Below are 19,249 nucleotides of genomic sequence, written 5' to 3'. Positions count from 1 at the left end.
CCGGCGAGGCTCTCGACGGGTAGTTCGTCAGGGTTTTCATGCAGATGTACCCAAGTTATCCACAGGCTGGACGGGCGTCGGGGCGCATTGTCAGTGGCAGGCGTTAGCGTCTTTGACGTGAAGCGATCGACTCAAGCAAACCGGGTGGAACCCATGGCAGGAACCGACCGCGAGAAGGCGTTGGACGCCGCTCTCGCACAGATTGAACGGCAGTTCGGTAAGGGCGCGGTGATGCGCCTGGGCGAGCGGCCGAATGAGCCCATCGAGGTCATCCCCACCGGGTCGACCGCGCTCGACGTCGCGCTCGGCGTCGGCGGCCTGCCGCGCGGCCGAGTGGTGGAGGTGTACGGCCCGGAGTCCTCCGGCAAGACGACCCTGACCCTGCACGCGGTGGCGAACGCGCAGAAGGCCGGTGGCCAGGTCGCCTTCGTGGACGCGGAGCACGCGCTCGACCCCGAGTACGCGAAGAAGCTCGGCGTCGACATCGACAACCTGATCCTGTCCCAGCCGGACAACGGCGAGCAGGCCCTGGAGATCGTGGACATGCTGGTCCGCTCCGGTGCCCTCGACCTCATCGTCATCGACTCCGTCGCCGCGCTCGTCCCCCGCGCGGAGATCGAGGGCGAGATGGGTGACTCGCACGTGGGTCTGCAGGCCCGTCTGATGAGCCAGGCGCTCCGAAAGATCACCGGTGCGCTGAGCCAGTCCCAGACGACCGCGATCTTCATCAACCAGCTCCGCGAGAAGATCGGCGTGATGTTCGGCTCGCCGGAGACCACCACCGGTGGCCGGGCCCTCAAGTTCTACGCTTCGGTGCGGCTCGACATCCGCCGCATCGAGACGCTCAAGGACGGCACCGACGCGGTCGGCAACCGCACCCGCGTCAAGGTCGTCAAGAACAAGGTCGCGCCGCCCTTCAAGCAGGCCGAGTTCGACATCCTCTACGGGCAGGGCATCAGCCGCGAAGGCGGTCTGATCGACATGGGCGTGGAGCACGGCTTCGTCCGCAAGGCCGGCGCCTGGTACACGTACGAGGGCGACCAGCTCGGCCAGGGCAAGGAGAACGCGCGCAACTTCCTGAAGGACAACCCCGATCTCGCCAACGAGATCGAGAAGAAGATCCTTGAGAAGCTGGGCGTCGGTGTGCGGCCGGAGAAGCCGACCGAGGAGCCTGGCGCGGACGCGGCGGTCACCGTCGGCTCGGACGAGGCCGCGAAGACCGTGCCTGCTCCGGCGGCCAAGACCACCAAGGCCAGGGCCACGGCGGCCAAGAGCTAGCCCGTGACACGACGAACCGACTGGGCCGAGTACGCCTACCCCGATGCCTCGGAAGACCGGGGCGGTGGGGTCCGCGGGGGCTCCACCGGGGGTGACAGCGCCTACGGGGACGCCGGGCCGAACGGGGGTGGCCTGGGCGCTCACGAAGGCGACGGGGTGTACGAGGGTGACGGAGGCCCCGCTGCCGGAGCGCGCCGCGGCCGGGGTGCGCCGGGGGACGGCCGACGTCAAGGTGACGGTTCCCCGGGTGGCGGGCGGCGCCGTGGCGGCAGTGACCCGAGCGGCGAGAGCAGCCCGTACGGCGACGGGGGCTCAAGCGCTGAGAGCCCTCGCGGTGAGGGCCCGCGTGGTGGGCGCGGTCGTCGACGGCAGCGCGGCTTCGGCGAGCCGGGCGGCGACCCACAGGACGGAGGTTCCGTCTCCTCGTCGAGGGCCGAGAGGACGGAGCCGCCGGCGGACCCGGCTGAGCGGGCGCGGGCGATCTGCCTGCGCCTGCTCACCGGGACCCCGCGTACGCGGAAGCAGCTCGCGGACGCCCTGCGCAAGCGCGAGATCCCGGACGAGGTCGCCGAGGAGGTGCTGTCACGGTTCGAGGAAGTCGGACTGATCAACGACAGCGCGTTCGCGGACGCCTGGGTCGAGTCCCGTCATCACGGCCGGGGACTGGCCCGGCGGGCCCTCGTACAGGAACTGCGCACCAAGGGCGTGGACCCCACGCTCATCGACGAGGCCGTCGGGCAGCTCGACTCCGAGCAGGAGGAGACGACCGCGCGGGAACTCGTCGCCCGCAAACTGCGGGTGACCCGCGGCCTCGACCGCGACAAGAGGCTGCGGCGCCTGGCGGGCATGCTCGCCCGCAAGGGCTACCCCCAGGGCATGGCCCTGCGGGTGGTTCGGCAGGCACTGGAGGAGGAGGGCGAGGGGGGCGACGACGCCGAGTTCCTCGGGGACGACGAGTACTGAGCCCTGCTGCGACGAGGTTTGGCCGTCCCGAGCGGCAGTTGGTGTTCGGGAGGTCTGGGTCCCGGCCCTGAACACGGTGGACGCGCGGGGGCGCCGACCGCGTTCAGGGCTCGGCGGACGGTACGGCGGCTTCGGGAGGTGCGCGGGTGCTCAGACGACTTCAGGTGCTCAGTGGGCCTACGCCGTCACCGGAAGCCCCGCCGCCCGCCACGAACGGAACCCGCCGACCAGGTCGGTCGCCCGGTGCAGGCCCAGCTGGTGCAGGGACACGGCCGCGAGACTCGACGCGTACCCCTCGTCGCAGACCACCACGATCCGCAGGTCGTGGCCGGTCGCCTCGGCCGCGCGATGGCTGCCCTGGGGATCGAGGCGCCACTCCAGTTCGTTGCGTTCGACCACCAGCGCGCCGGGGATCAGGCCGTCGCGCTCCCGCAGGGCCGCGTACCGGATGTCCACCAGCAGCGCCTCGCCGGCCTGCGCGGCCTCGTACGTCTCGTGTGGCTCCACGCGCGCGTAAGGTGCTGCGGACGAGGTCCAGCAACTCGTCGATACCGGTTGGCTGTCCACTCACTGCCAGTCCTGTGGGCGCTCGACGTGCTCCAGACGCAGCACCGGTCCCGTACGGCTGTAGCGGCGGATCTGGGGCAGTGGCGGATAGTAGGCGTGGACCGAGATCGCGTGCTGGTCGCGGGACTCGTTGAGCACCTCGTGCACATGATGGCGGCCGAACCCCCGGCCCTGGCCGGCAGGCAGCCGCCGTTCCCGGTCGACGTCCTCGGTGAGTTCGAGGGTCTTCCAGCCGTCGGTGGGCAGCCGGGCGGCGAGCGAGTTCTCCTTGAGCTCTCCGGCCGCGGTGAGGAAGGCGCCGACCGAGTCGGCGTGGTCGTGCCAGCCGGTGCCGGTGCCGGGCGGCCAGCCGATCAGCCAGGCCTCGCTGCCGCCGGGGCCCTCAAGGCGAACCCAGGTGCGGCCCTCGGGGTCGAGCGGCAGGGAGGCGATCAGCTCGCCGTCGGCAGCTGTGCGTCGTACGAAGTCGAGCAGGTCCGCCTGCGTCGGGGTCGTGGGCGTCTCGGAGACCCGGGCGGGTGCGGATACGGAGGGTGACAGGGACACGGGTACCGTCCTGATGAACGTTCGCGGGGAGCGCGCGACGGCGCGGATCAACGGCGCGCGAGGGAAAAAGGGATGCGAATTCAGCAGGACGGACGACACACGCAGCCCGCATAGCGGACGAGGTCCATATGGACCCTCCGCCACAGGCGCACATCGGTGTCGGCATCGGTCACGTTCCGGAGTAGAGCATGACGGTGCGAAGCGGTCAACTCGCTGTCAGCATGTGGACGCGTCGCGACGGGAGTCGCGGGATGGCCCCGGGTGGCGCCCACGAGAGCAGCTGTCAGCGCGTACCCGCCGTGGCTTCCGTGGCTTCCGTGTTTGCCTTCGTGTCCGACTTGTCGGACCCGCTGCTCGTTCCGTCGGCCTCGTCCGTCGTGTCCTGTGGGGGCCCGCCCAGCGTCGCCTCGGCCGCCGCGTACAGGTCGGCCGGACGCACTCCGCCCAGCGCGGTCACCAGGTGGCCGTCCGGGCGGACCAGCAGCACGGTGTGGGCGGCGGCGCCCGGATAGCTCTCGGTGACCAGTAGCTCGGCGGGGTGCGGCAGCGCGGCCACCGCGGCCGCCAGCCGGGGCATGATCCCGGCGCTCACCCAGTGCTTGCGCTCCCACACACCCGTACCCGGCGCGATCAGCACCACCAGCAGCGCACCGCGGCCAAGCCGCTCCCGCAGCCGCACGAAGGAACCGTCCTCGGCGGTGACACGTACGTCCGTCACCTGTGCGCCGGGCAAGGTGTCCACCGGGACCTCCGCCTCAAGGTGCTGGGGCGCCAGCGGCGAACGGGCGTATGTCTCCGGCTCGCCGAGTACCCCGCGCCCCAGATGACCGTCCGTGAGCAGCGCATCGTTTCCCCGGGTCGACCCGGGGACGTACGACCGTAGCCCCGCGCCGCCGCGCAGCAGTGGGAGCGCCTGGTCGGCGGCGCGCAGCCGGGCGGAGACCGCCGCGCGCCGCTCGGTCTGGTAGCTGTCGAGCAGTGCCTCGTGCGGGCCGTGGTGCCAGGCCAGGGCCAGTTTCCAGGCGAGGTTGTCGGCGTCCCGCAGTCCCTCGTCCAGCCCCTGGGTGCCGAGCGCGCCGAGCAGGTGCGCGGCGTCCCCGGCGAGGAAGATCCGGCCGACCCGCCAACGTCGGGCGAGCCGGTGGTGGACGATGTGGACGCCGGTGTCGAGCAGGTCGTACGGCGGTGTGGGCCCGCCGCTCCAGCCCGCGAGGGTCTCACGGACGCGGGTCACGAGAAGCTCGGGCGTGACCAGGTCCTTGCCGGGCGGCAGCAGCCAGTCCAGGCGCCACACACTGTAGGGGAGCGGGCGGGCGGTGATCTCCCCGGCCGAGGGACCCGATGTCCGCCACGGCGGCATCCGGTGCAACAACGCCTCACCGGGCCACGGAAGTTCCGTACGCAGCGCGGCTACGGCGTGTCGTTCCACGGCCGTACGTCCGGGGAAGCGGATGTCCTGCAGTTTGCGCACCGTGGAGCGCGGGCCGTCGCAGCCGACCAGGTAGCTGCCGCGCCACCAGGTGCCGCCCGGGCCCCGAGTGTGGGCCGTGACACCGGAAGGTTCCTGCTCGGCCGAGTCGAGGCGGCTGTTGACGGCGACCTTGACGAGCCGCTCGCGCGCGATGGCGGTCCGCAGGGCGCTGGTCAGTACGTGCTGGGCGATGTGCAGGGGGGTGTCCGACTCCGTGACGGGCTGAGACTGGAGGCTCGACGGCGTGTCCGCCGGGCCGCCGGATTCCTCGGCGCCGAAAGAGATCTGACGTGTCACCTGCTTGCGCCGCATCGACCGCCATCCGGCCCAGTGGAAACCGGCCTCGGCGATCGGCACACCGGTCAGCCGCTCCAGGAGCGCGGCGGTGTCCTCGCGCAGTACGACGGTGCGCGCGGGACGCTGGTCGTCCTTGCCGGGCCCCTCGTCGAGGACGACCGAGGGGACCGCCTGGCGCGCCAGCGCAAGCGCCAGCGTGAGTCCGACCGGCCCCGCTCCGACGATGATCACCGGGTCCATGGCGCGGTGCCCCCTGTCCCGAGCGATGTCTTCATCGACACAAGTGAACAGGAAGTTGGAGCGGGGTGTGCGATCACAGAACGTATGCAACAGATTCCGCGCCACCCGGTCAAGCTGGACGCACCCCCGGGACGTGACCCGGTCTGCTCGACGTTTCCCCTGGTACGGCACGCGCACCCGGCGCCGACGGCAGACGACGGAGGCAGTGGCGAACGCGCCACTGCCTCCGTGTCGGTCACACCACTGCCTCCGGGCAGAGCATACGAGTTGAGTGCCCGTCAGATGGAGCCACCCGCGCCGGTAGCCTCCGTGCCGGCCACCGTCGCCGGTCCGAGCACCACACCGGTCGACTTCTTGCCGCGCCGCAGTCGGCCCTCCAGCCAGCTCGCGAAGCTGGTGATGAGGAAGTTGATCACGATGAAGATGACCGCCACCACGATGAAGCTCGCAACGACGTTGGCGTAGTTGGCCGCGAGCGTGCTGCGCGCGTTGAGAAGCTCGGTGAACCCGAGCATGACGCCGCCCAGCGCGGTGTCCTTCACGATGACGACGAGCTGGCTGACGATCGCCGGAAGCATGACGGTGACGGCCTGCGGGAGCAGGATGTTCGTCATCGCCTGGCCCTTGCGCAGACCGACCGCGAGGGCGGCCTCCGACTGTCCCCTGGGGAGGGACAGGATGCCCGCACGTACGATCTCGGCGAGCACCGAGGCGTTGTAGAGGACCAGACCGGTGACGACCGCGTAGAGGGGGCGTGACTCACTGCTGATGTCCGTGGAGCTGACGTAGAACGCGGCGGCGAACAGCATGAGCAGCAGCACCGGAATCGACCGGAAGAACTCGACCACCACTCCGGCCGGTATCCGGACCCACCGGTGGTCGGACATCCGTGCGATACCCAGGGCCGCACCCAGGGGAAGGGCGATCACCATGGAGAGCGCCGCGGCCTTCATGGTGTTGGCGAGGCCGGGCAGCAGATAGGTCGTCCAGGCCTGTGACGTGGTGAACGGCTCCCAAAGGGCCCACTTCAGCTGCCCCTTGTCGTCCATCGTCCGCCAGATCCACCACAGGAACAGGGCGAGCAGGACGAAGAAGACGACAGTGAGGATCACGTTGCGCTGTTTGGCGCGGGGGCCCGGTGCGTCGTAGAGCACGGAGGTCATCGCTTCACCGCCAGTCGCTTGCTCAGCCAGCCGAGGGCGAGCCCGGTGGGCAGGGTGAGCACCACGAACCCGAAGGCGAAGACCACGCCGATAAGCACCAACTGAGCCTCGTTCTCGATCATCGTCTTCATCAGAGTCGCGGCTTCGGCCACGCCGATCGCGGCCGCCACGGTGGTGTTCTTGGTCAGTGCGATCAGTACGTTGGCCAGCGGGCCGATGACCGACCGGAACGCCTGCGGCAGCACCACGAGGCCCAGCACCTGGCTGAAGCTCAACCCGAGGGCGCGGGCCGCCTCGGCCTGACCCGGGGGCACGGTGTTGATGCCGGAGCGCAGTGCCTCGCAGACGAAGGCCGCGGTGTAGGCGACGAGGCCGAGCACCGCCAGCCGGAAGCCCTGGACGTCGAAGTTGTCGGACGCGCCCATCGTCATGCCGAAGATGTCGGCGAGGCCGAGTGAGGTGAAGACGATGATGACCGTCAACGGGATGTTGCGGACGATGTTCACGTAGGCCGTGCCGAATCCGCGCATGAGCGGGACCGGGCTGACCCGCATGGCGGCCAGCAGTGTGCCCCAGACCAGGGAGCCGAGGGCGGAGAGGGCGGTGAGTTTCACCGTCATCCAGAACGCCCCGAGGACGTCGTAACCATCAAGAAAGTCGAACACGATCCCCGCGCTTCCGGGTGTGAGGCGTATGTGGCGGCGTATGTGGCGGACGCGGCGCGCCGCTGCCCTGATCGCGGTGGGCTGCGGCGCACCTGCGCGACCCTGGGCTAGCTGACGATGTCGCCGATCTTCGGAGCCTGCTCGTTCTTGTAGTCGGCCGGACCGAAGTTCTTCTCGACCGCGGTCTTCCAGGCGCCGTCGCTGACCATCTTCTCCAGCGCGGTATTGATCTTGTTCACGGTCGCGGTGTCGCCCTTCTTGACACCGATGCCGTAGTTCTCGTTGCTCAGCTTGAGGCCCGCCAGCTGGAACTGACCCTTGTACTTGTCCTGGGCGGCGAAGCCCGCGAGGATCGAGTCGTCCGTGGTGACCGCGTCCACGGCGCCGCTCTGCAAGCCGGCGATGCACTCCGAGTAGCCGCCGTACTCCTTCAGCTGAGCCCTCGGAGCGATCGTGTCGTGAACGTTCTGTGCCGAGGTCGAGCCGGTCACGGAGCAGAGCTTCTTGCCGTTGAGGTCCGTGCCCTTGGCGATCTTGGAGTCGGCCTTGACGAGCAGGTCCTGGTGGGCGAGCAGGTAGGGGCCGGCGAAGTCGACCTTCGCCTTGCGCTTGTCGTTGATCGAGTACGAGGCCGCGATGAACTTCACGTCGCCACGGGCGAGCGCGGTCTCGCGGTCGGCGCTCTTGGTCTCGACCCACTCGATCTTGTCGGGCGCGTAGCCGAGCTGCTTGGCCACGTACGTCGCCACGTCCACGTCGAAGCCGGAGAAGGAGCCGTCCGGCTCCTTCAGGCCGATACCGGGCTGGTCGAACTTGATGCCGACCTTGATCTTGTCGCCGCCCCCGGAGCCGCTGCCGCTCTTGTTGTCGTCGCCTCCACAGGCCGTCGCCGTGAGGGCGAGGACAAGGGCTGCGGCGGTCGCGGCGGTGACCTTGCGAAGCTTCATGGTGAACATCCTTTGGGTGGTGAAGTGAATACGGGCTGTCACGAGCGGGTGCCGCAGTTCGTCCGTGGTCCGGAGGCCGCCGATCAGGCGGATTCCCACTGCTGCGGGAAGCGACGGGGAAGGGCCGGCTGCGGGGAGGGCCGTGGGATCAGTGATGAAGGATCTTGGACAGGAAGTCCTTCGCGCGGTCGCTGCGCGGGTTGCTGAAGAACTGGTCCGGCACGGCCTCTTCGACGATGCGGCCGTCCGCCATGAACACCACTCGGTTCGCAGCCGAGCGGGCGAACCCCATTTCGTGGGTGACGACGATCATGGTCATGCCCTCGCGGGCGAGCTGCTGCATGACCTCCAGGACCTCGTTGATCATCTCCGGGTCGAGAGCCGACGTCGGCTCGTCGAAGAGCATGACCTTGGGGTCCATGGCCAGGGCTCGCGCGATGGCGACACGCTGTTGCTGGCCACCGGAGAGCTGAGCGGGGTACTTGTCCGCCTGCGTGGCCACGCCGACCCGGTCGAGCAGGGCGCGGGCCTTCTCCTCGGCCGCCTTCTTGTCGGCCTTGCGGACCTTGATCTGGCCCAGCATCACGTTCTCGAGCACCGTCTTGTGCGCGAAGAGATTGAAGGACTGGAAGACCATGCCGACATCGGCCCGCAGCCGGGCCAGCGCCTTGCCCTCCTGGGGCAGTGGCTTGCCGTCGATCGAGATGTCTCCCGAATCGATGGTCTCCAGACGGTTGATGGCGCGGCACAGAGTGGACTTACCGGACCCGGAGGGTCCGATGACCACGACCACCTCGCCGCGGGCGATGGTCAGGTCGATGTCCTGGAGAACATGCAACGCGCCGAAGTGCTTGTTGACGCTCTTCAGGACGACCAGATCGCCGGTCGCGGGCACGGCGTCCTTGGCCATCGATACTTCGGTCATCGCTTACTGGCTCCGTCCACCTCGGTTTCGGAGGACAGTAGTGACCGCGTGAGAGCAGCGTCATTACATCTGAGGGGAACTTGAGCATAACGATCTGATGTCAGGTCAACACACTTTGTAGCGCCCCCCGAAAGAGGTGTACCGGCTGGATAACGGAGCGGTCCGAAGCCGGAACCACGCACCCGCGCGCGTGTGTCCCCATGGTGTACTCCGCTGGGGCACCGTATGTGGTGTACAAGTCGAAACGCTACGGCCGACGAAGACAAGCCGATGAACCGAAAGGGGTCGCGATGAGACTGCTCCTCGTCGAGGACGACAACCATGTCGCTGCCGCGCTCTCCGCGGTCCTGACGCGCCACGGCTTCGCCGTCACCCACGCCCGCAGCGGCGAGGAGGCCCTCCAGGCGCTCGTCCCTGAAGGCAACGGCTTCGGTGTGGTGTTGCTCGACCTGGGCCTGCCCGACCAGGACGGGTACGAGGTGTGCGGCAAGATCCGCAAGCGCACCAACACCCCCGTGATCATGGTCACCGCGCGCTCCGACATCCGCTCCCGCATCCACGGCCTCAACCTCGGCGCCGACGACTACGTGGTGAAGCCGTACGACACCGGGGAGTTGCTCGCCCGGATCCACGCCGTCAGCCGGCGCAACATCCATGAAGAAACCGCCGACGCCGCTGAGAACGCCCTGCTCCTGGGCTCGCTGCGGATCGAACTGTCCACCCGGCAGGTCCTCGTGGAGGGTTCGGTCGTCCAGCTGACCCGCAAGGAGTTCGATCTGCTCGCCCTCCTCGCGCAGCGTCCCGGGGTGGTGTTCCGCCGCGAACAGATCATCAGCGAGGTCTGGCGCACCAGCTGGGAGGGGACCGGCCGCACCCTGGAGGTGCATGTCGCGTCCCTGCGCGCCAAGTTGCGCATGCCGGCGCTGATCGAGACCGTCCGCGGCGTGGGCTACCGGCTCGTCGCCCCGGCGCAGTAGCCGGGACGGGTACGGGTGCGCACACGTCTCCTTCCCCTGCTCATCGTCCTGATGGCGGCAGTCCTGCTCGCGCTGGGCATCCCGCTCGCCATCAGTGTGGCCGGCGCGCAGCAGCAGACGGTCGTCGTCGACCGGATCGACGACACCGCGCGCTTCGCGGCGCTCGCCCAGTTCGTCACCGACCGGCCCACCGGGTCCCGCGTCAAGGACATGGCGACCGACGAGCGCGGTGAGACCCTGCAACGCGAACTCGAGAGCTACTACGACGTCTACGGCATCCGGGCGGGTGTCTTCTACCGCAATGACGATCCCATGGCCAACGCGCCCGCTGACTGGTATCTGCCGGAAACGGGCGAGGTGCGTGACGCGTTCGCCGAAGCGCTTCTCTCCCGCCGCAGCCACGATCCCGAACAGGTCTGGCCCTGGCAACGGCATCGGCTCGTCGTCGCGTCGCCGGTCATCCGGGACGGCGATGTCGTGGCCGTCGTGGTCACCGACTCGCCCACCGGGCAGATGCGTTCGCGGACGCTGCACGGCTGGCTCGTCGTCGGCGCCGGTGAGATCGCCGCGATGCTGCTCGCCGTAGGAGCCGCGCTGCGTCTCACCGGCTGGGTGCTCAAACCCGTACGCGTGCTCGACGCCACCACGCACCACATCGCGACCGGCAGCCTGAAGTCCCGGGTCGCGGTGGCCGGCGGGCCGCCGGAACTCAGACGGCTGGCCCGGTCGTTCAACGAGATGGCGGACAACGTCGAGGACGTGCTGGAGCAGCAGCGTGCCTTCGTCGCCGACGCCTCGCACCAGTTGCGCAACCCGCTCTCGGCGCTGCTGCTGCGGATCGAACTGCTCGCACTCGAACTGCCGGAGGGAAACGAGGAGATCGCCTCGGTCCAGACCGAGGGCAAGCGCCTGGCCGAGGTCCTGGACGACCTCCTCGACCTGGCGCTGGCCGAGCACGCCGAGGCGGACCTCGCACTCACCGACATCGGCGCGCTGACGGCCGAACGCGTCGCGGCCTGGGCCCCGCTCGCCGAGGCCAAGGGCGTGCGCCTGGTCGGCGACTGTCCGGCCACCACCGCGTGGGCCGACCCGGTCACGCTGTCCAGCGCCCTGGACGCGGTGATCGACAACGCGGTGAAGTTCACGCCCGAGGACGAGTGCGTACGGGTGTCGGTGGCGTCGAACGGCGCGTCCTCGACGGTCGTGGTCACCGATGGCGGCCCGGGCCTCACCGACGACGAACTCGTCCGTATCGGCGACCGCTTCTGGCGCAGCGGCCGGCACCAGAACGTGAAGGGCTCGGGCCTCGGCCTGTCCATCTCCCGGGTCCTGCTGGCAGCGGGCGGCGGCACGATCTCGTACGACCGTCACGAGCCGCACGGCCTGAAGGTGACGGTGCGGGTGCCGAGGTCGGGCCCGGTGTCCTGAGGGGCCCGCGTCCTGGGGACCCGAGCCGGACGGGCCTACGGTTTGACCGAGCGGTAGTACCGCCGGGCACCCTCGTGGAGGGCCAGCGGGTCGGTGTAGATGGCGGTCCGCAGGTCCACGAGCTGTGCCGAGTGGACGTGGGCGCCGATGCGGTCCCGGCTGTTGATCACCGACCGGGTCAGCCACTCGGTGAGTTTGGGATCCACGTCCTCGCGTGTCATGAGCAGGTTGGACACCGCAAGTGTCGCCACGGTCGAGCCGTCCTGGATGGACGGGTAGGCCGACTCGGGCATGTTGGTGGCCCGGTAGTGCCGGGACGCCCCGCCCTGTTCGTGCAGCTTGGTGACGAGGTCCCCGTCGATCGGGACGAAGCGGAAGGGGAAGTTCTTCGCCAGCTGCACCAGACCGTTCGTGGGCAGACCGCCCGACCAGAAGAACGCGTCGATCTGGCCCCGCTGAAGCCGCCCGGGCCCGGTGCTGATGCCGTCGGCGAACGGTGTGATGTCCTTGGCGGGGTCGAGGCCTGCGGCGGTGAGTATCTTGTCGGCGATCAGCCGTACGCCCGAGCTCTCCGGTCCTATGGAGACGCGCCTGCCCCGCAGATCCGCCACGGTGCTGATCTTCGAGTCACGCGGCACGACGAGCTGCATGTAGTCGTCGTACAGACGTGCGACCCCGCGCAGTTGGTCGGCCCCGGGCAGCCGTTGCAATTTGTACGTCTCCACGGCGTCGGCCGCCGCGATGGTGAAGTCCGCCTTGCCCGTGGCCACTCGCCTGACGTTCTCCTGGGACCCCTCGCTGGTCATCATCCGTACGTCCAGGTTCGGCATGTCCTTCGCGAAGGACGAACGGAGCTCCGATCCGTACTGCTGGTAGACGCCGGCAGGTGCCCCGGTGCTGAACGTGATCGTCCCGCCCGGGGGTGCCTCGTCCAGCGGCAGCAGCCACCACAGCAGCAGCCCGAAGACCACGAAACCGGCGGCCGAGCCCATGAGGGCGTGTCGCCTGCGGATCCGGAGCACCTTGAACATGGGCGAGATCCTGCCAGTACGGGACCGGTGCTGGCCAGGAATAAGAGGGAGGGGACACCTGCGGTACGACGATCGCATCCGCCCTCGTGAGCCGTCGCGAGATCGCTAGAGTCACCGCATGCGTCCCGGTACCCCTGCTTCCGCCACTCCCGCCGCCGCCTCGCCCGTCGACCTCGTCCGGGAATTCCACCTCGCTTTCGGTCTCGACACCCGCGGTACGCCTGCTGAGGTCTCCCCGCAGCTCGCGGCGCACCGGGGTGAGCTGCTCGCGGAAGAGGCCGCGGAGGTCGCCGAGGTCTCGGTCACCGGCCCGCTGGACCGGCTGGCGCACGAGCTGGCCGACGTCGTGTACGTGGCGTACGGCACGGCCCTGGTCCACGGCATCGACCTCGACGCGGTGATCGCGGAGATCCACCGGGCCAACATGACGAAGCTGGGTCCCGACGGCCTGGTCACCCGCAGGGCCGACGGCAAGGTGCTCAAGGGCGACCACTACCGGGCCCCGGACGTCGGAGCCGTCCTGCGCCGCCAGGGCTGGACGGAGGGCGAGCGGTAACCCGTACGGCCCTGCCTCACGCACCGCCTACCCTTGTCGCATGAGCAGCGGTGACCGGAGTCGGGCAGTGGACGTCAAGACATACGAAGTGCGCACCTACGGGTGCCAGATGAACGTCCACGATTCCGAGCGATTGTCCGGTCTGCTGGAGAACGCCGGTTATGTGCGAGCGCCCAAGGATGCGGACGGTGACGCGGACGTCGTCGTCTTCAACACCTGCGCCGTGCGCGAGAACGCCGACAACAAGCTGTACGGCAACCTCGGCCGGCTGGCCCCGATGAAGACGAAGCGCCCCGGGATGCAGATCGCCGTGGGTGGCTGTCTCGCGCAGAAGGACCGCGACACCATCGTGAAGCGGGCGCCCTGGGTGGACGTCGTCTTCGGTACGCACAACATCGGCAAGCTGCCCGTCCTGCTCGAACGCGCGCGCGTGCAGGAGGAGGCGCAGGTCGAGATCGCCGAGTCGCTGGAGGCGTTCCCGTCGACGCTGCCGACGCGGCGCGAGAGCGCGTACGCGGCCTGGGTGTCGATCTCCGTCGGCTGCAACAACACGTGCACCTTCTGCATCGTCCCGGCCCTGCGCGGCAAGGAGAAGGACCGCCGGACCGGCGACATCCTCGCCGAGATCGAGGCGCTGGTCGGCGAGGGTGTCTCCGAGATCACTCTGCTCGGGCAGAACGTCAACGCGTACGGCTCCGACATCGGTGACCGTGAGGCCTTCGGCAAGCTACTGCGGGCCTGCGGGAAGATCGACGGCCTGGAGCGCGTCCGCTTCACCTCCCCGCACCCCCGCGACTTCACCGACGACGTCATCGCCGCCATGGCCGAGACGCCGAACGTGATGCCGCAGCTCCACATGCCCATGCAGTCAGGCTCGGACACGATCCTGAAGGCCATGCGCCGCTCCTACCGCCAGGACCGCTACCTGGGGATCATCGAGAAGGTACGGGCGGCCATCCCGCACGCGGCGATCACCTCCGACATCATCGTGGGCTTCCCCGGCGAGACCGAGGAGGACTTCGAGCAGACGATGCACGCGGTGCGCGAGGCGAGGTTCGCACAGGCGTTCACCTTCCAGTACTCCAAGCGGCCCGGCACACCTGCCGCCACCATGGACAACCAGATCCCCAAGGAGGTCGTCCAGGCGCGTTACCTGCGTCTCGCCGCCCTCCAGGAGGAGATCTCCTGGGACGAGAACAAGAAGCAGATCGGCCGCACCCTGGAGCTGATGGTCGCCGAGGGCGAGGGCCGCAAGGACGGCGCCACCCACCGGCTCTCCGGCCGCGCTCCCGACAACCGCCTGGTCCACTTCACCAAGCCCGACACCGCGGTGCGCCCGGGGGACGTCGTCACGGTCGAGATCACGTACGCCGCCCCGCACCACCTCCTCGCCGAGGGCGCCGTCCTCGGCGTGCGTCCCACGCGCGCGGGTGACGCCTGGGAGAAACGCAACACCGCGGAGGCCGCGAAGCCGGCGGGCGTGATGCTCGGCCTGCCCGGGATCGGGGCTCCGGCCCCACTGCCGGTGGCTGCCGGAAGCGGCTGCGGCTGCGACTGACGTCCTGGCACAATACGGACACGGAAGGGAGCATCACATGTTGCCGTACAGCGTTGCGTTCACCGAGCAGGCCGCCAAGGTGCGCGACAGCCTGACCGCCGACAGACGCGACCTGCTGGAGCGTGGCCTCGCCATACTGTCGACCGATCCGCGGCACAAGCTCTCCCATTCCGTCTTCGGCGACGAGTCCACGCGCGGACTCGCCCTGTCGCGCAATCTCTTCATCGAGTACGTCATCAGTGAGGGCAAGCTCGTGGTTCTCGTACTGACGGTCATCGACCTGACCGACGTGCTCTTCGAGGACTGACACCGGGCCGTCCTCCGGGGCTACGCTGCCGATCATGCTTGTCGCCGCCGCCGTCTGCCCCTGCCCGCCGCTCCTCGTGCCCGAGGTGGCCGCGGGCGCCGCTCCCGAGCTGGACGCCGCCCGCACCGCCTGTACGGACGCGCTGGGCGTCCTCGCGGCCTCCCGCCCCGACCGGCTGCTGGTCGTCGGGCCCGCCGGACAGAGCGGGCGCGGACCCCACCCGGCGGGTACGCGGGGCTCGTTCCGCGGCTTCGGGGTGGACCTCGACGTGACGCTGGGCGCCGGGGCGGCAGCGGCGGAGCGGGAGCTGCCCCCGGCACTCGCCGTCGCCGCGTGGCTGCTGGAGCGGACCGGCTGGTCCGAGGCGCCCGTGGAGGGGCTGGGCGTGGGGGAGCCGCTGGCGGCCGAGCGGTGCGTCGAGGTCGGCAGGGGGATCGGCGGGCAGCCGCAGAGGGTGGCCCTGCTCGTGATGGGCGACGCCAGCGCGTGCCGCACGCTCAAGTCGCCGGGATACCTGGACGAGCGGGCCGTGGGCTTCGACGCGGAGGTCGCGCGGGCGCTGGGTTCGGCGGACGGGCCGGCGCTGAAGGCGCTGGATGCCGAACTGGCGTACGAGCTGAAGGCTTCGGGCCGGGCGCCCTGGCAGGTCCTCGCGGGCGCGGCCGAGAACACCGAGCTCGCGGGCACACTGCTGTACGAGGACGCGCCGTACGGCGTCGGGTACGTGGTCGCGGCCTGGTCGTAGCGGCGCCGGGCGGGGGCGCGGCCGACGGCCTTGCGGTGACGCGGCGGACGGCCGGGAGCGTGGCGCTCCGCGGCCGTCCGTCGATGTGTCGTGCTGTCGTGCCTGCCCGTCAGGAAGCCGGCGGCGGTGCGTCCGGCGGCGGCGTGAAGGTGTCGTCCCGGGTGCCGCCGTCCTTGTGAGCGAGTCGGTCCACGGCGCCCATGGCCTTGCCGGTGCCCGTATGGATCTTGTCGCTGTACTTGCCCTTGGTCTTCTCGTCGACCACCTTCGCGGCCTTGTCGAGACCCCGCTCGATCTGGCTCTCGTGCTGGTGTGCGAAGTCCGCGACCTTCTCCTTGGCCGGGGCGAGCTTTGCCTTCAGATTGTCCAGCAGACCCATGGTTCGCCTTCCCTCGCGGGCAGTTACTTGCGGGCGCCCTCACCGGCCTCGCTGTCGGCGGCCTCCTCGGCGGACTGCTGCTTGGGAATCTCGACGCCCTCGGTGGCGGGTACGGCCACGGCTTCCGTCTTCTCCGCCGTGATCTCCGTCTCGGCACCGCTGCCGGCCTCGTGCGACTCCTCCGCCGCTTCCGTCTCCTCCGCCGCCGGCTCGTCCGTCACGGCGACGGACTGCTCGTCGGCGGTCGACGCCTCCTCCGTGGTCTTCGACCGTCCGAGAAGCCGTGCAAAAACGCCCATATCCACTCCATACGTTACTCGTGCGGGCGAAATCCCGCGTAGCTCGGTGCGTCCGTTTGCGTCGCCCCCGTCACCACCTCCCGGATCCGGCGGCGCGAACCTCGCAACTGGCAACGACCCCGGACCCTCGCCGTCACGTCGCTCGTTCGAGGAGGCGTCCCGGGTTTGCGAGACTGTGGCGGTGAGCAGCGCAGCCCCCACCCCACGAGTCATCGCCGTCGTCGGCCCCACCGCGGCCGGAAAGTCCGATCTGGGCGTCTTTCTCGCTCAGCGTCTCGGCGGTGAGGTCGTCAACGCCGACTCGATGCAGCTCTACCGAGGGATGGACATCGGCACCGCCAAGTTGACGCCCGAGGAGCGCGGCGGCATCCCGCACCACCTGCTGGACATCTGGGACGTGACCGTCGCGGCGAGCGTCGCCGAGTACCAGCGCCTCGCCCGCGAGCGGATCGACGCGCTGCTCGCCGAGGGACGCTGGCCGGTCCTCGTCGGTGGCTCCGGCCTCTACGTCCGGAGCGCCGTCGACAACCTGGAGTTCCCCGGCACCGACCCCGAGGTCAGGGCCCGTCTGGAGGAGGAGCTCACCCTGCGCGGCTCCGGCGCCCTGCACGCCCGGCTGGCCGCCGCCGACCCCGAGGCCGCGCAGGCGATCCTGCCCAGCAACGGCCGCCGTATCGTCCGGGCGCTGGAGGTCATCGAGATCACCGGCAAGCCGTTCACCGCCAACCTTCCGGGCCACGACTCCGTGTACGACACCGTGCAGATCGGCGTCGACGTGTCCCGCCCCGAGCTGGACGAGCGCATCGCCCGCCGGGTCGACCGGATGTGGGCGGCGGGGCTCGTCGACGAGGTGCGCGCGCTGGAGGCGCACGGCCTGCGCGAGGGGCTCACGGCATCGCGCGCGCTGGGCTACCAGCAGGTGCTCGCGGCGCTCGCCGGGGAGTGCGGCGAGGACGACGCGCGGGCCGAGACCGTGCGCGCCACCAAGCGCTTCGCGCGCCGCCAGGATTCGTGGTTCAGGCGCGATCCCCGGGTGCACTGGTTGAGTGGGGCTGCGGCGGATCTCACAGAACTTCCGCACCTCGCACTGGCGTTGCTCGAACGACCGGTCACAGCCTGATCACGTCATGGCATCGGGACGCTCCGGCCGTCATCCAGGCCTCCGGCGCCGTGCCATCATCGAGCTTCGATCGACCAAGTGGAGTCCGAGTTGGGAGGGCGCGTGGCGATGGAGGCCGGCCCTCGCGACACCGCACAAGGCGCGGGACATGTCACCGGTGACGGTGGCGAAGCGGAACAGGGCGAGGACCGTCTGAGCCCGGACGGGCCCGACGAGACACAGGGCGGCGTGACCGCCGACGGACCCGGACCGGACGAGATGTTCCTCGGACCCGAGGTCGAGGTCGAGCTGCGACCGCAGCGCCGCCTGCGCATCTGGCAGCTCGCTCCGATCGTGGTCCTGGCCGCACTCGGCTCCCTGATGTTCGCCTTCCCGCTCGCGTTCGACTTCGGCGACAGCGGAGCCGTGATCGCCATGCTGGGGCTGCTCATCTGCTCCTGTGCCGCGGGCTGGGGCATGATGGCCGCGCGCCGGGTCGGCTACACGGCTCCGGGCCTCGGCGAGGACCGGCGGCGGGACTGGCGGGTCGTGTCTGCGTACGCCGTGACGGTGGTCGTGGTCATCGGGCTCGCCGTGTGGCGGGTCGCCCGGCTGCGCTAGGCCCTGTCGGCACGTCGGCCGGGCTGGAAGTGCCACCCCGTACGATCGGGGAATGAGCACGCGGATCGCCTTCCTCAAGGGTCACGGGACCGAGAACGACTTCGTGATCGTTCCCGACCCCGAGAACGTCATCGACCTCCCCCCGGCCGCCGTCGCCGCCCTGTGCGACCGGCGTGCGGGCATCGGGGGCGACGGACTGCTGCACGTCGTGCGCTCCGCCGCGCATCCCGAGGCGAAGGGCATGGCGGCCGAGGCGGAGTGGTTCATGGACTACCGCAACGGCGACGGCTCCATCGCGGAGATGTGCGGCAACGGGGTGCGGGTATTCGCCCGCTACCTCCAGAGGGCCGGACAGGTGACCGAGGGGGACCTCAGGGTCGCCACGCGCGGGGGCGTGAAGAGCGTGCACCTCGCCAAGGAGGGTGACGTCACCGTCGGTATGGGCAAGGCACTCCTCCCCGAAGGGGAGGTGGTGGTGCGGGTGGGTGAGCGCAGCTGGCCCGCGCGGAACGTGAACATGGGCAACCCGCACGCGATCGCCTTCGTGGACGACCTCGCGCACGCGGGTGACCTGTTCACCGCGCCGCCGTTCAGCCCGGCCTCCGTGTATCCGGACGGCGTCAACGTCGAGTTCGTGGTCGACCGGGGCCCGCGGCATGTCGCGCTGCGCGTGCACGAGCGCGGGGCCGGGGAGACCCGCTCGTGCGGTACGGGCGCGTGTGCCGTCGCCGTGGCCACCGCCCGGCGCGACGGTGCCGACCCGGCCGTGACCGGAACCCCGGTGACGTACACCGTCGATGTGCCCGGCGGGCGCCTCGTGATCACCGAGAGGGCCGACGGTGAGATCGAGATGACCGGACCCGCGGTGATCGTCGCCGAGGGCGAGATCGACGCGGACTGGCTGGAAACCTCGGTGATCTGAAGTGATCGACGGCTGGGTATCGCAGCCCACGGGGCCTCTGGACCGTGGAAACGCGGCTTCTGAGGCCCGCCGGAGTTCGAAGGCAGGATGAATCGCAGCATGCGCGGCTCGAAAACATAGCCTCCCGAAGTGTCGCTCGAATGGGTGATCCGTTTCACGCTCGACGAGAGGTGGTCAGTCGCACGTGGTGGGCTCGGTAGCATCAAGCACCGGCCCGGACGGGGGAACAACGCCATCCCCTGAGCCGTCGTCCGCCATGGGGCAT

At 69.8% G+C, this 19,249-nt stretch carries 21 protein-coding genes and 1 pseudogene; 11 read left to right on the top strand and 11 right to left on the bottom strand.

Translation table 11 applies throughout. The features are described 5' to 3' along the window. The first annotated feature begins 153 nt into the window (after positions 1-153). Positions 154-1,278 (top strand): recombinase RecA, encoded by a 1,125-nt coding sequence (gene recA, locus QA861_RS11450; protein WP_334588242.1) that lies wholly within the window; start codon positions 154-156, stop codon positions 1,276-1,278. Positions 1,279-1,281: 3 nt separating this feature from the next. Next, positions 1,282-2,241: a recombination regulator RecX gene (gene recX / locus QA861_RS11445; RefSeq protein ID WP_334588241.1), complete on the top strand. Its 960-nt coding sequence runs from the start codon at positions 1,282-1,284 to the stop codon at positions 2,239-2,241. A 177-nt stretch (positions 2,242-2,418) separates the two neighbouring features. Here recX and QA861_RS11440 read toward each other — a convergent pair. The 8 genes and pseudogenes from QA861_RS11440 to QA861_RS11405 form a co-directional block, all read right to left on the bottom strand. After that, positions 2,419-2,818: pseudogene (locus QA861_RS11440) on the bottom strand (rhodanese-like domain-containing protein). Further along, positions 2,809-3,354 (bottom strand): cupin domain-containing protein, encoded by a 546-nt coding sequence (locus tag QA861_RS11435; RefSeq protein WP_334588240.1) that lies wholly within the window; start codon positions 3,352-3,354, stop codon positions 2,809-2,811. The pseudogene QA861_RS11440 and the gene QA861_RS11435 overlap by 10 nt, the downstream one beginning before the upstream one ends. An 80-nt stretch (positions 3,355-3,434) precedes the next feature. After that, positions 3,435-3,482, bottom strand: coding sequence for a hypothetical protein (locus tag QA861_RS11430; RefSeq protein ID WP_309506048.1), 48 nt, complete (start codon positions 3,480-3,482; stop codon positions 3,435-3,437). A gap of 155 nt (positions 3,483-3,637) precedes the next feature. Continuing rightward, positions 3,638-5,362: an FAD-dependent monooxygenase gene (locus tag QA861_RS11425; protein ID WP_334588239.1), complete on the bottom strand. Its 1,725-nt coding sequence runs from the start codon at positions 5,360-5,362 to the stop codon at positions 3,638-3,640. A gap of 278 nt (positions 5,363-5,640) precedes the next feature. Continuing rightward, positions 5,641-6,525 (bottom strand): amino acid ABC transporter permease, encoded by an 885-nt coding sequence (locus tag QA861_RS11420; protein WP_334588238.1) that lies wholly within the window; start codon positions 6,523-6,525, stop codon positions 5,641-5,643. Further along, complete coding sequence (locus QA861_RS11415; RefSeq protein WP_334588237.1) at positions 6,522-7,190, bottom strand: amino acid ABC transporter permease; 669 nt, start codon at positions 7,188-7,190, stop codon at positions 6,522-6,524. Before QA861_RS11415 ends, QA861_RS11420 begins: the two co-directional genes overlap by 4 nt. Before the next feature lie 107 nt (positions 7,191-7,297). After that, positions 7,298-8,137 carry a glutamate ABC transporter substrate-binding protein gene (locus QA861_RS11410; protein WP_334588236.1) on the bottom strand — a complete coding sequence of 280 codons (840 nt, stop codon included), beginning with the start codon at positions 8,135-8,137 and terminating at the stop codon, positions 7,298-7,300. A 148-nt stretch (positions 8,138-8,285) separates the two neighbouring features. After that, positions 8,286-9,062: an amino acid ABC transporter ATP-binding protein gene (locus QA861_RS11405; RefSeq protein WP_334588234.1), complete on the bottom strand. Its 777-nt coding sequence runs from the start codon at positions 9,060-9,062 to the stop codon at positions 8,286-8,288. A 290-nt stretch (positions 9,063-9,352) separates the two neighbouring features. Between QA861_RS11405 and QA861_RS11400 the strand changes: the two genes are divergently transcribed. Next, positions 9,353-10,039 (top strand): response regulator transcription factor, encoded by a 687-nt coding sequence (locus QA861_RS11400; RefSeq protein WP_334588232.1) that lies wholly within the window; start codon positions 9,353-9,355, stop codon positions 10,037-10,039. Between the two features lie 15 nt (positions 10,040-10,054). Next, a complete protein-coding gene (locus QA861_RS11395; RefSeq protein WP_334588231.1) occupies positions 10,055-11,467 on the top strand; it encodes a sensor histidine kinase in 1,413 nt (470 codons plus the stop codon). Positions 11,468-11,502: 35 nt separating this feature from the next. On the opposite strand, the gene QA861_RS11390 is transcribed toward QA861_RS11395, so the two are convergent. Continuing rightward, positions 11,503-12,498 (bottom strand): TAXI family TRAP transporter solute-binding subunit, encoded by a 996-nt coding sequence (locus tag QA861_RS11390; protein WP_334588230.1) that lies wholly within the window; start codon positions 12,496-12,498, stop codon positions 11,503-11,505. Positions 12,499-12,616: 118 nt separating this feature from the next. On the opposite strand from QA861_RS11390, the gene QA861_RS11385 reads away from it, so the two are divergent. From QA861_RS11385 to QA861_RS11370, 4 genes are read left to right on the top strand one after another with little or no spacing between them, the layout of a single operon-like run. Next, entirely contained in the window at positions 12,617-13,054 is a 438-nt protein-coding gene (locus QA861_RS11385; protein WP_334588229.1) for a pyrophosphohydrolase domain-containing protein, read from the top strand. 40 nt (positions 13,055-13,094) lie between these two features. Further along, a complete protein-coding gene (gene miaB / locus QA861_RS11380) occupies positions 13,095-14,612 on the top strand; it encodes a tRNA (N6-isopentenyl adenosine(37)-C2)-methylthiotransferase MiaB (RefSeq protein WP_334588228.1) in 1,518 nt (505 codons plus the stop codon). A gap of 37 nt (positions 14,613-14,649) precedes the next feature. Then, complete coding sequence (locus QA861_RS11375) at positions 14,650-14,919, top strand: hypothetical protein (protein WP_334588227.1); 270 nt, start codon at positions 14,650-14,652, stop codon at positions 14,917-14,919. A gap of 34 nt (positions 14,920-14,953) precedes the next feature. Beyond that, on the top strand, positions 14,954-15,664 hold the full coding sequence (locus QA861_RS11370; RefSeq protein ID WP_334588226.1) for a class III extradiol dioxygenase subunit B-like domain-containing protein: 711 nt from the start codon (positions 14,954-14,956) through the stop codon (positions 15,662-15,664). Positions 15,665-15,773: 109 nt separating this feature from the next. On the opposite strand, the gene QA861_RS11365 is transcribed toward QA861_RS11370, so the two are convergent. Together QA861_RS11365 and QA861_RS11360 are read right to left on the bottom strand one after the other, a co-directional pair. Next, complete coding sequence (locus tag QA861_RS11365; protein WP_334588225.1) at positions 15,774-16,043, bottom strand: antitoxin; 270 nt, start codon at positions 16,041-16,043, stop codon at positions 15,774-15,776. Positions 16,044-16,066: 23 nt separating this feature from the next. Then, positions 16,067-16,342 (bottom strand): hypothetical protein, encoded by a 276-nt coding sequence (locus tag QA861_RS11360; protein ID WP_334588224.1) that lies wholly within the window; start codon positions 16,340-16,342, stop codon positions 16,067-16,069. Positions 16,343-16,523: 181 nt separating this feature from the next. Between QA861_RS11360 and miaA the strand changes: the two genes are divergently transcribed. The 3 genes from miaA to dapF all read left to right on the top strand — a co-directional run bounded on the left by miaA (position 16,524) and on the right by dapF (position 18,984). Further along, positions 16,524-17,462 (top strand): tRNA (adenosine(37)-N6)-dimethylallyltransferase MiaA, encoded by a 939-nt coding sequence (gene miaA, locus QA861_RS11355; protein ID WP_334588223.1) that lies wholly within the window; start codon positions 16,524-16,526, stop codon positions 17,460-17,462. A gap of 108 nt (positions 17,463-17,570) precedes the next feature. Next, on the top strand, positions 17,571-18,062 hold the full coding sequence (locus QA861_RS11350; RefSeq protein WP_334590517.1) for a hypothetical protein: 492 nt from the start codon (positions 17,571-17,573) through the stop codon (positions 18,060-18,062). Between the two features lie 52 nt (positions 18,063-18,114). Further along, positions 18,115-18,984, top strand: a complete 870-nt coding sequence (gene dapF / locus QA861_RS11345) for a diaminopimelate epimerase (RefSeq protein WP_334588222.1) — start codon at positions 18,115-18,117, stop codon at positions 18,982-18,984. The last annotated feature ends 265 nt before the right edge of the window (positions 18,985-19,249 follow it).

This window comes from Streptomyces sp. B21-083, from assembly GCF_036898825.1.
Taxonomy (GTDB): Bacteria; Actinomycetota; Actinomycetes; order Streptomycetales; family Streptomycetaceae; genus Streptomyces.
Note: the sequence above shows the minus strand (reverse complement) of the source record. Positions and strands in the feature narration are given on the sequence as shown.

Bases quoted from the DNA above. Each gene is read 5' to 3' on its own strand.
- QA861_RS11365 (WP_334588225.1), bottom strand. From the start codon at position 16,043: ATGGGTCTGCTGGACAATCTGAAGGCAAAGCTCGCCCCGGCCAAGGAG.
- QA861_RS11385 (WP_334588229.1), top strand. From the start codon at position 12,617: ATGCGTCCCGGTACCCCTGCTTCCGCCACTCCCGCCGCCGCCTCGCCC.
- QA861_RS11370 (WP_334588226.1), top strand. From the start codon at position 14,954: ATGCTTGTCGCCGCCGCCGTCTGCCCCTGCCCGCCGCTCCTCGTGCCC.
- QA861_RS11405 (WP_334588234.1), bottom strand. From the start codon at position 9,062: ATGACCGAAGTATCGATGGCCAAGGACGCCGTGCCCGCGACCGGCGAT.
- QA861_RS11375 (WP_334588227.1), top strand. From the start codon at position 14,650: ATGTTGCCGTACAGCGTTGCGTTCACCGAGCAGGCCGCCAAGGTGCGC.
- QA861_RS11350 (WP_334590517.1), top strand. From the start codon at position 17,571: ATGGAGGCCGGCCCTCGCGACACCGCACAAGGCGCGGGACATGTCACC.
- QA861_RS11425 (WP_334588239.1), bottom strand. From the start codon at position 5,362: ATGGACCCGGTGATCATCGTCGGAGCGGGGCCGGTCGGACTCACGCTG.
- dapF (WP_334588222.1), top strand. From the start codon at position 18,115: ATGAGCACGCGGATCGCCTTCCTCAAGGGTCACGGGACCGAGAACGAC.
- QA861_RS11400 (WP_334588232.1), top strand. From the start codon at position 9,353: ATGAGACTGCTCCTCGTCGAGGACGACAACCATGTCGCTGCCGCGCTC.
- QA861_RS11410 (WP_334588236.1), bottom strand. From the start codon at position 8,137: ATGAAGCTTCGCAAGGTCACCGCCGCGACCGCCGCAGCCCTTGTCCTC.
- recA (WP_334588242.1), top strand. From the start codon at position 154: ATGGCAGGAACCGACCGCGAGAAGGCGTTGGACGCCGCTCTCGCACAG.
- QA861_RS11420 (WP_334588238.1), bottom strand. From the start codon at position 6,525: ATGACCTCCGTGCTCTACGACGCACCGGGCCCCCGCGCCAAACAGCGC.
- QA861_RS11390 (WP_334588230.1), bottom strand. From the start codon at position 12,498: ATGTTCAAGGTGCTCCGGATCCGCAGGCGACACGCCCTCATGGGCTCG.
- miaB (WP_334588228.1), top strand. From the start codon at position 13,095: ATGAGCAGCGGTGACCGGAGTCGGGCAGTGGACGTCAAGACATACGAA.
- QA861_RS11360 (WP_334588224.1), bottom strand. From the start codon at position 16,342: ATGGGCGTTTTTGCACGGCTTCTCGGACGGTCGAAGACCACGGAGGAG.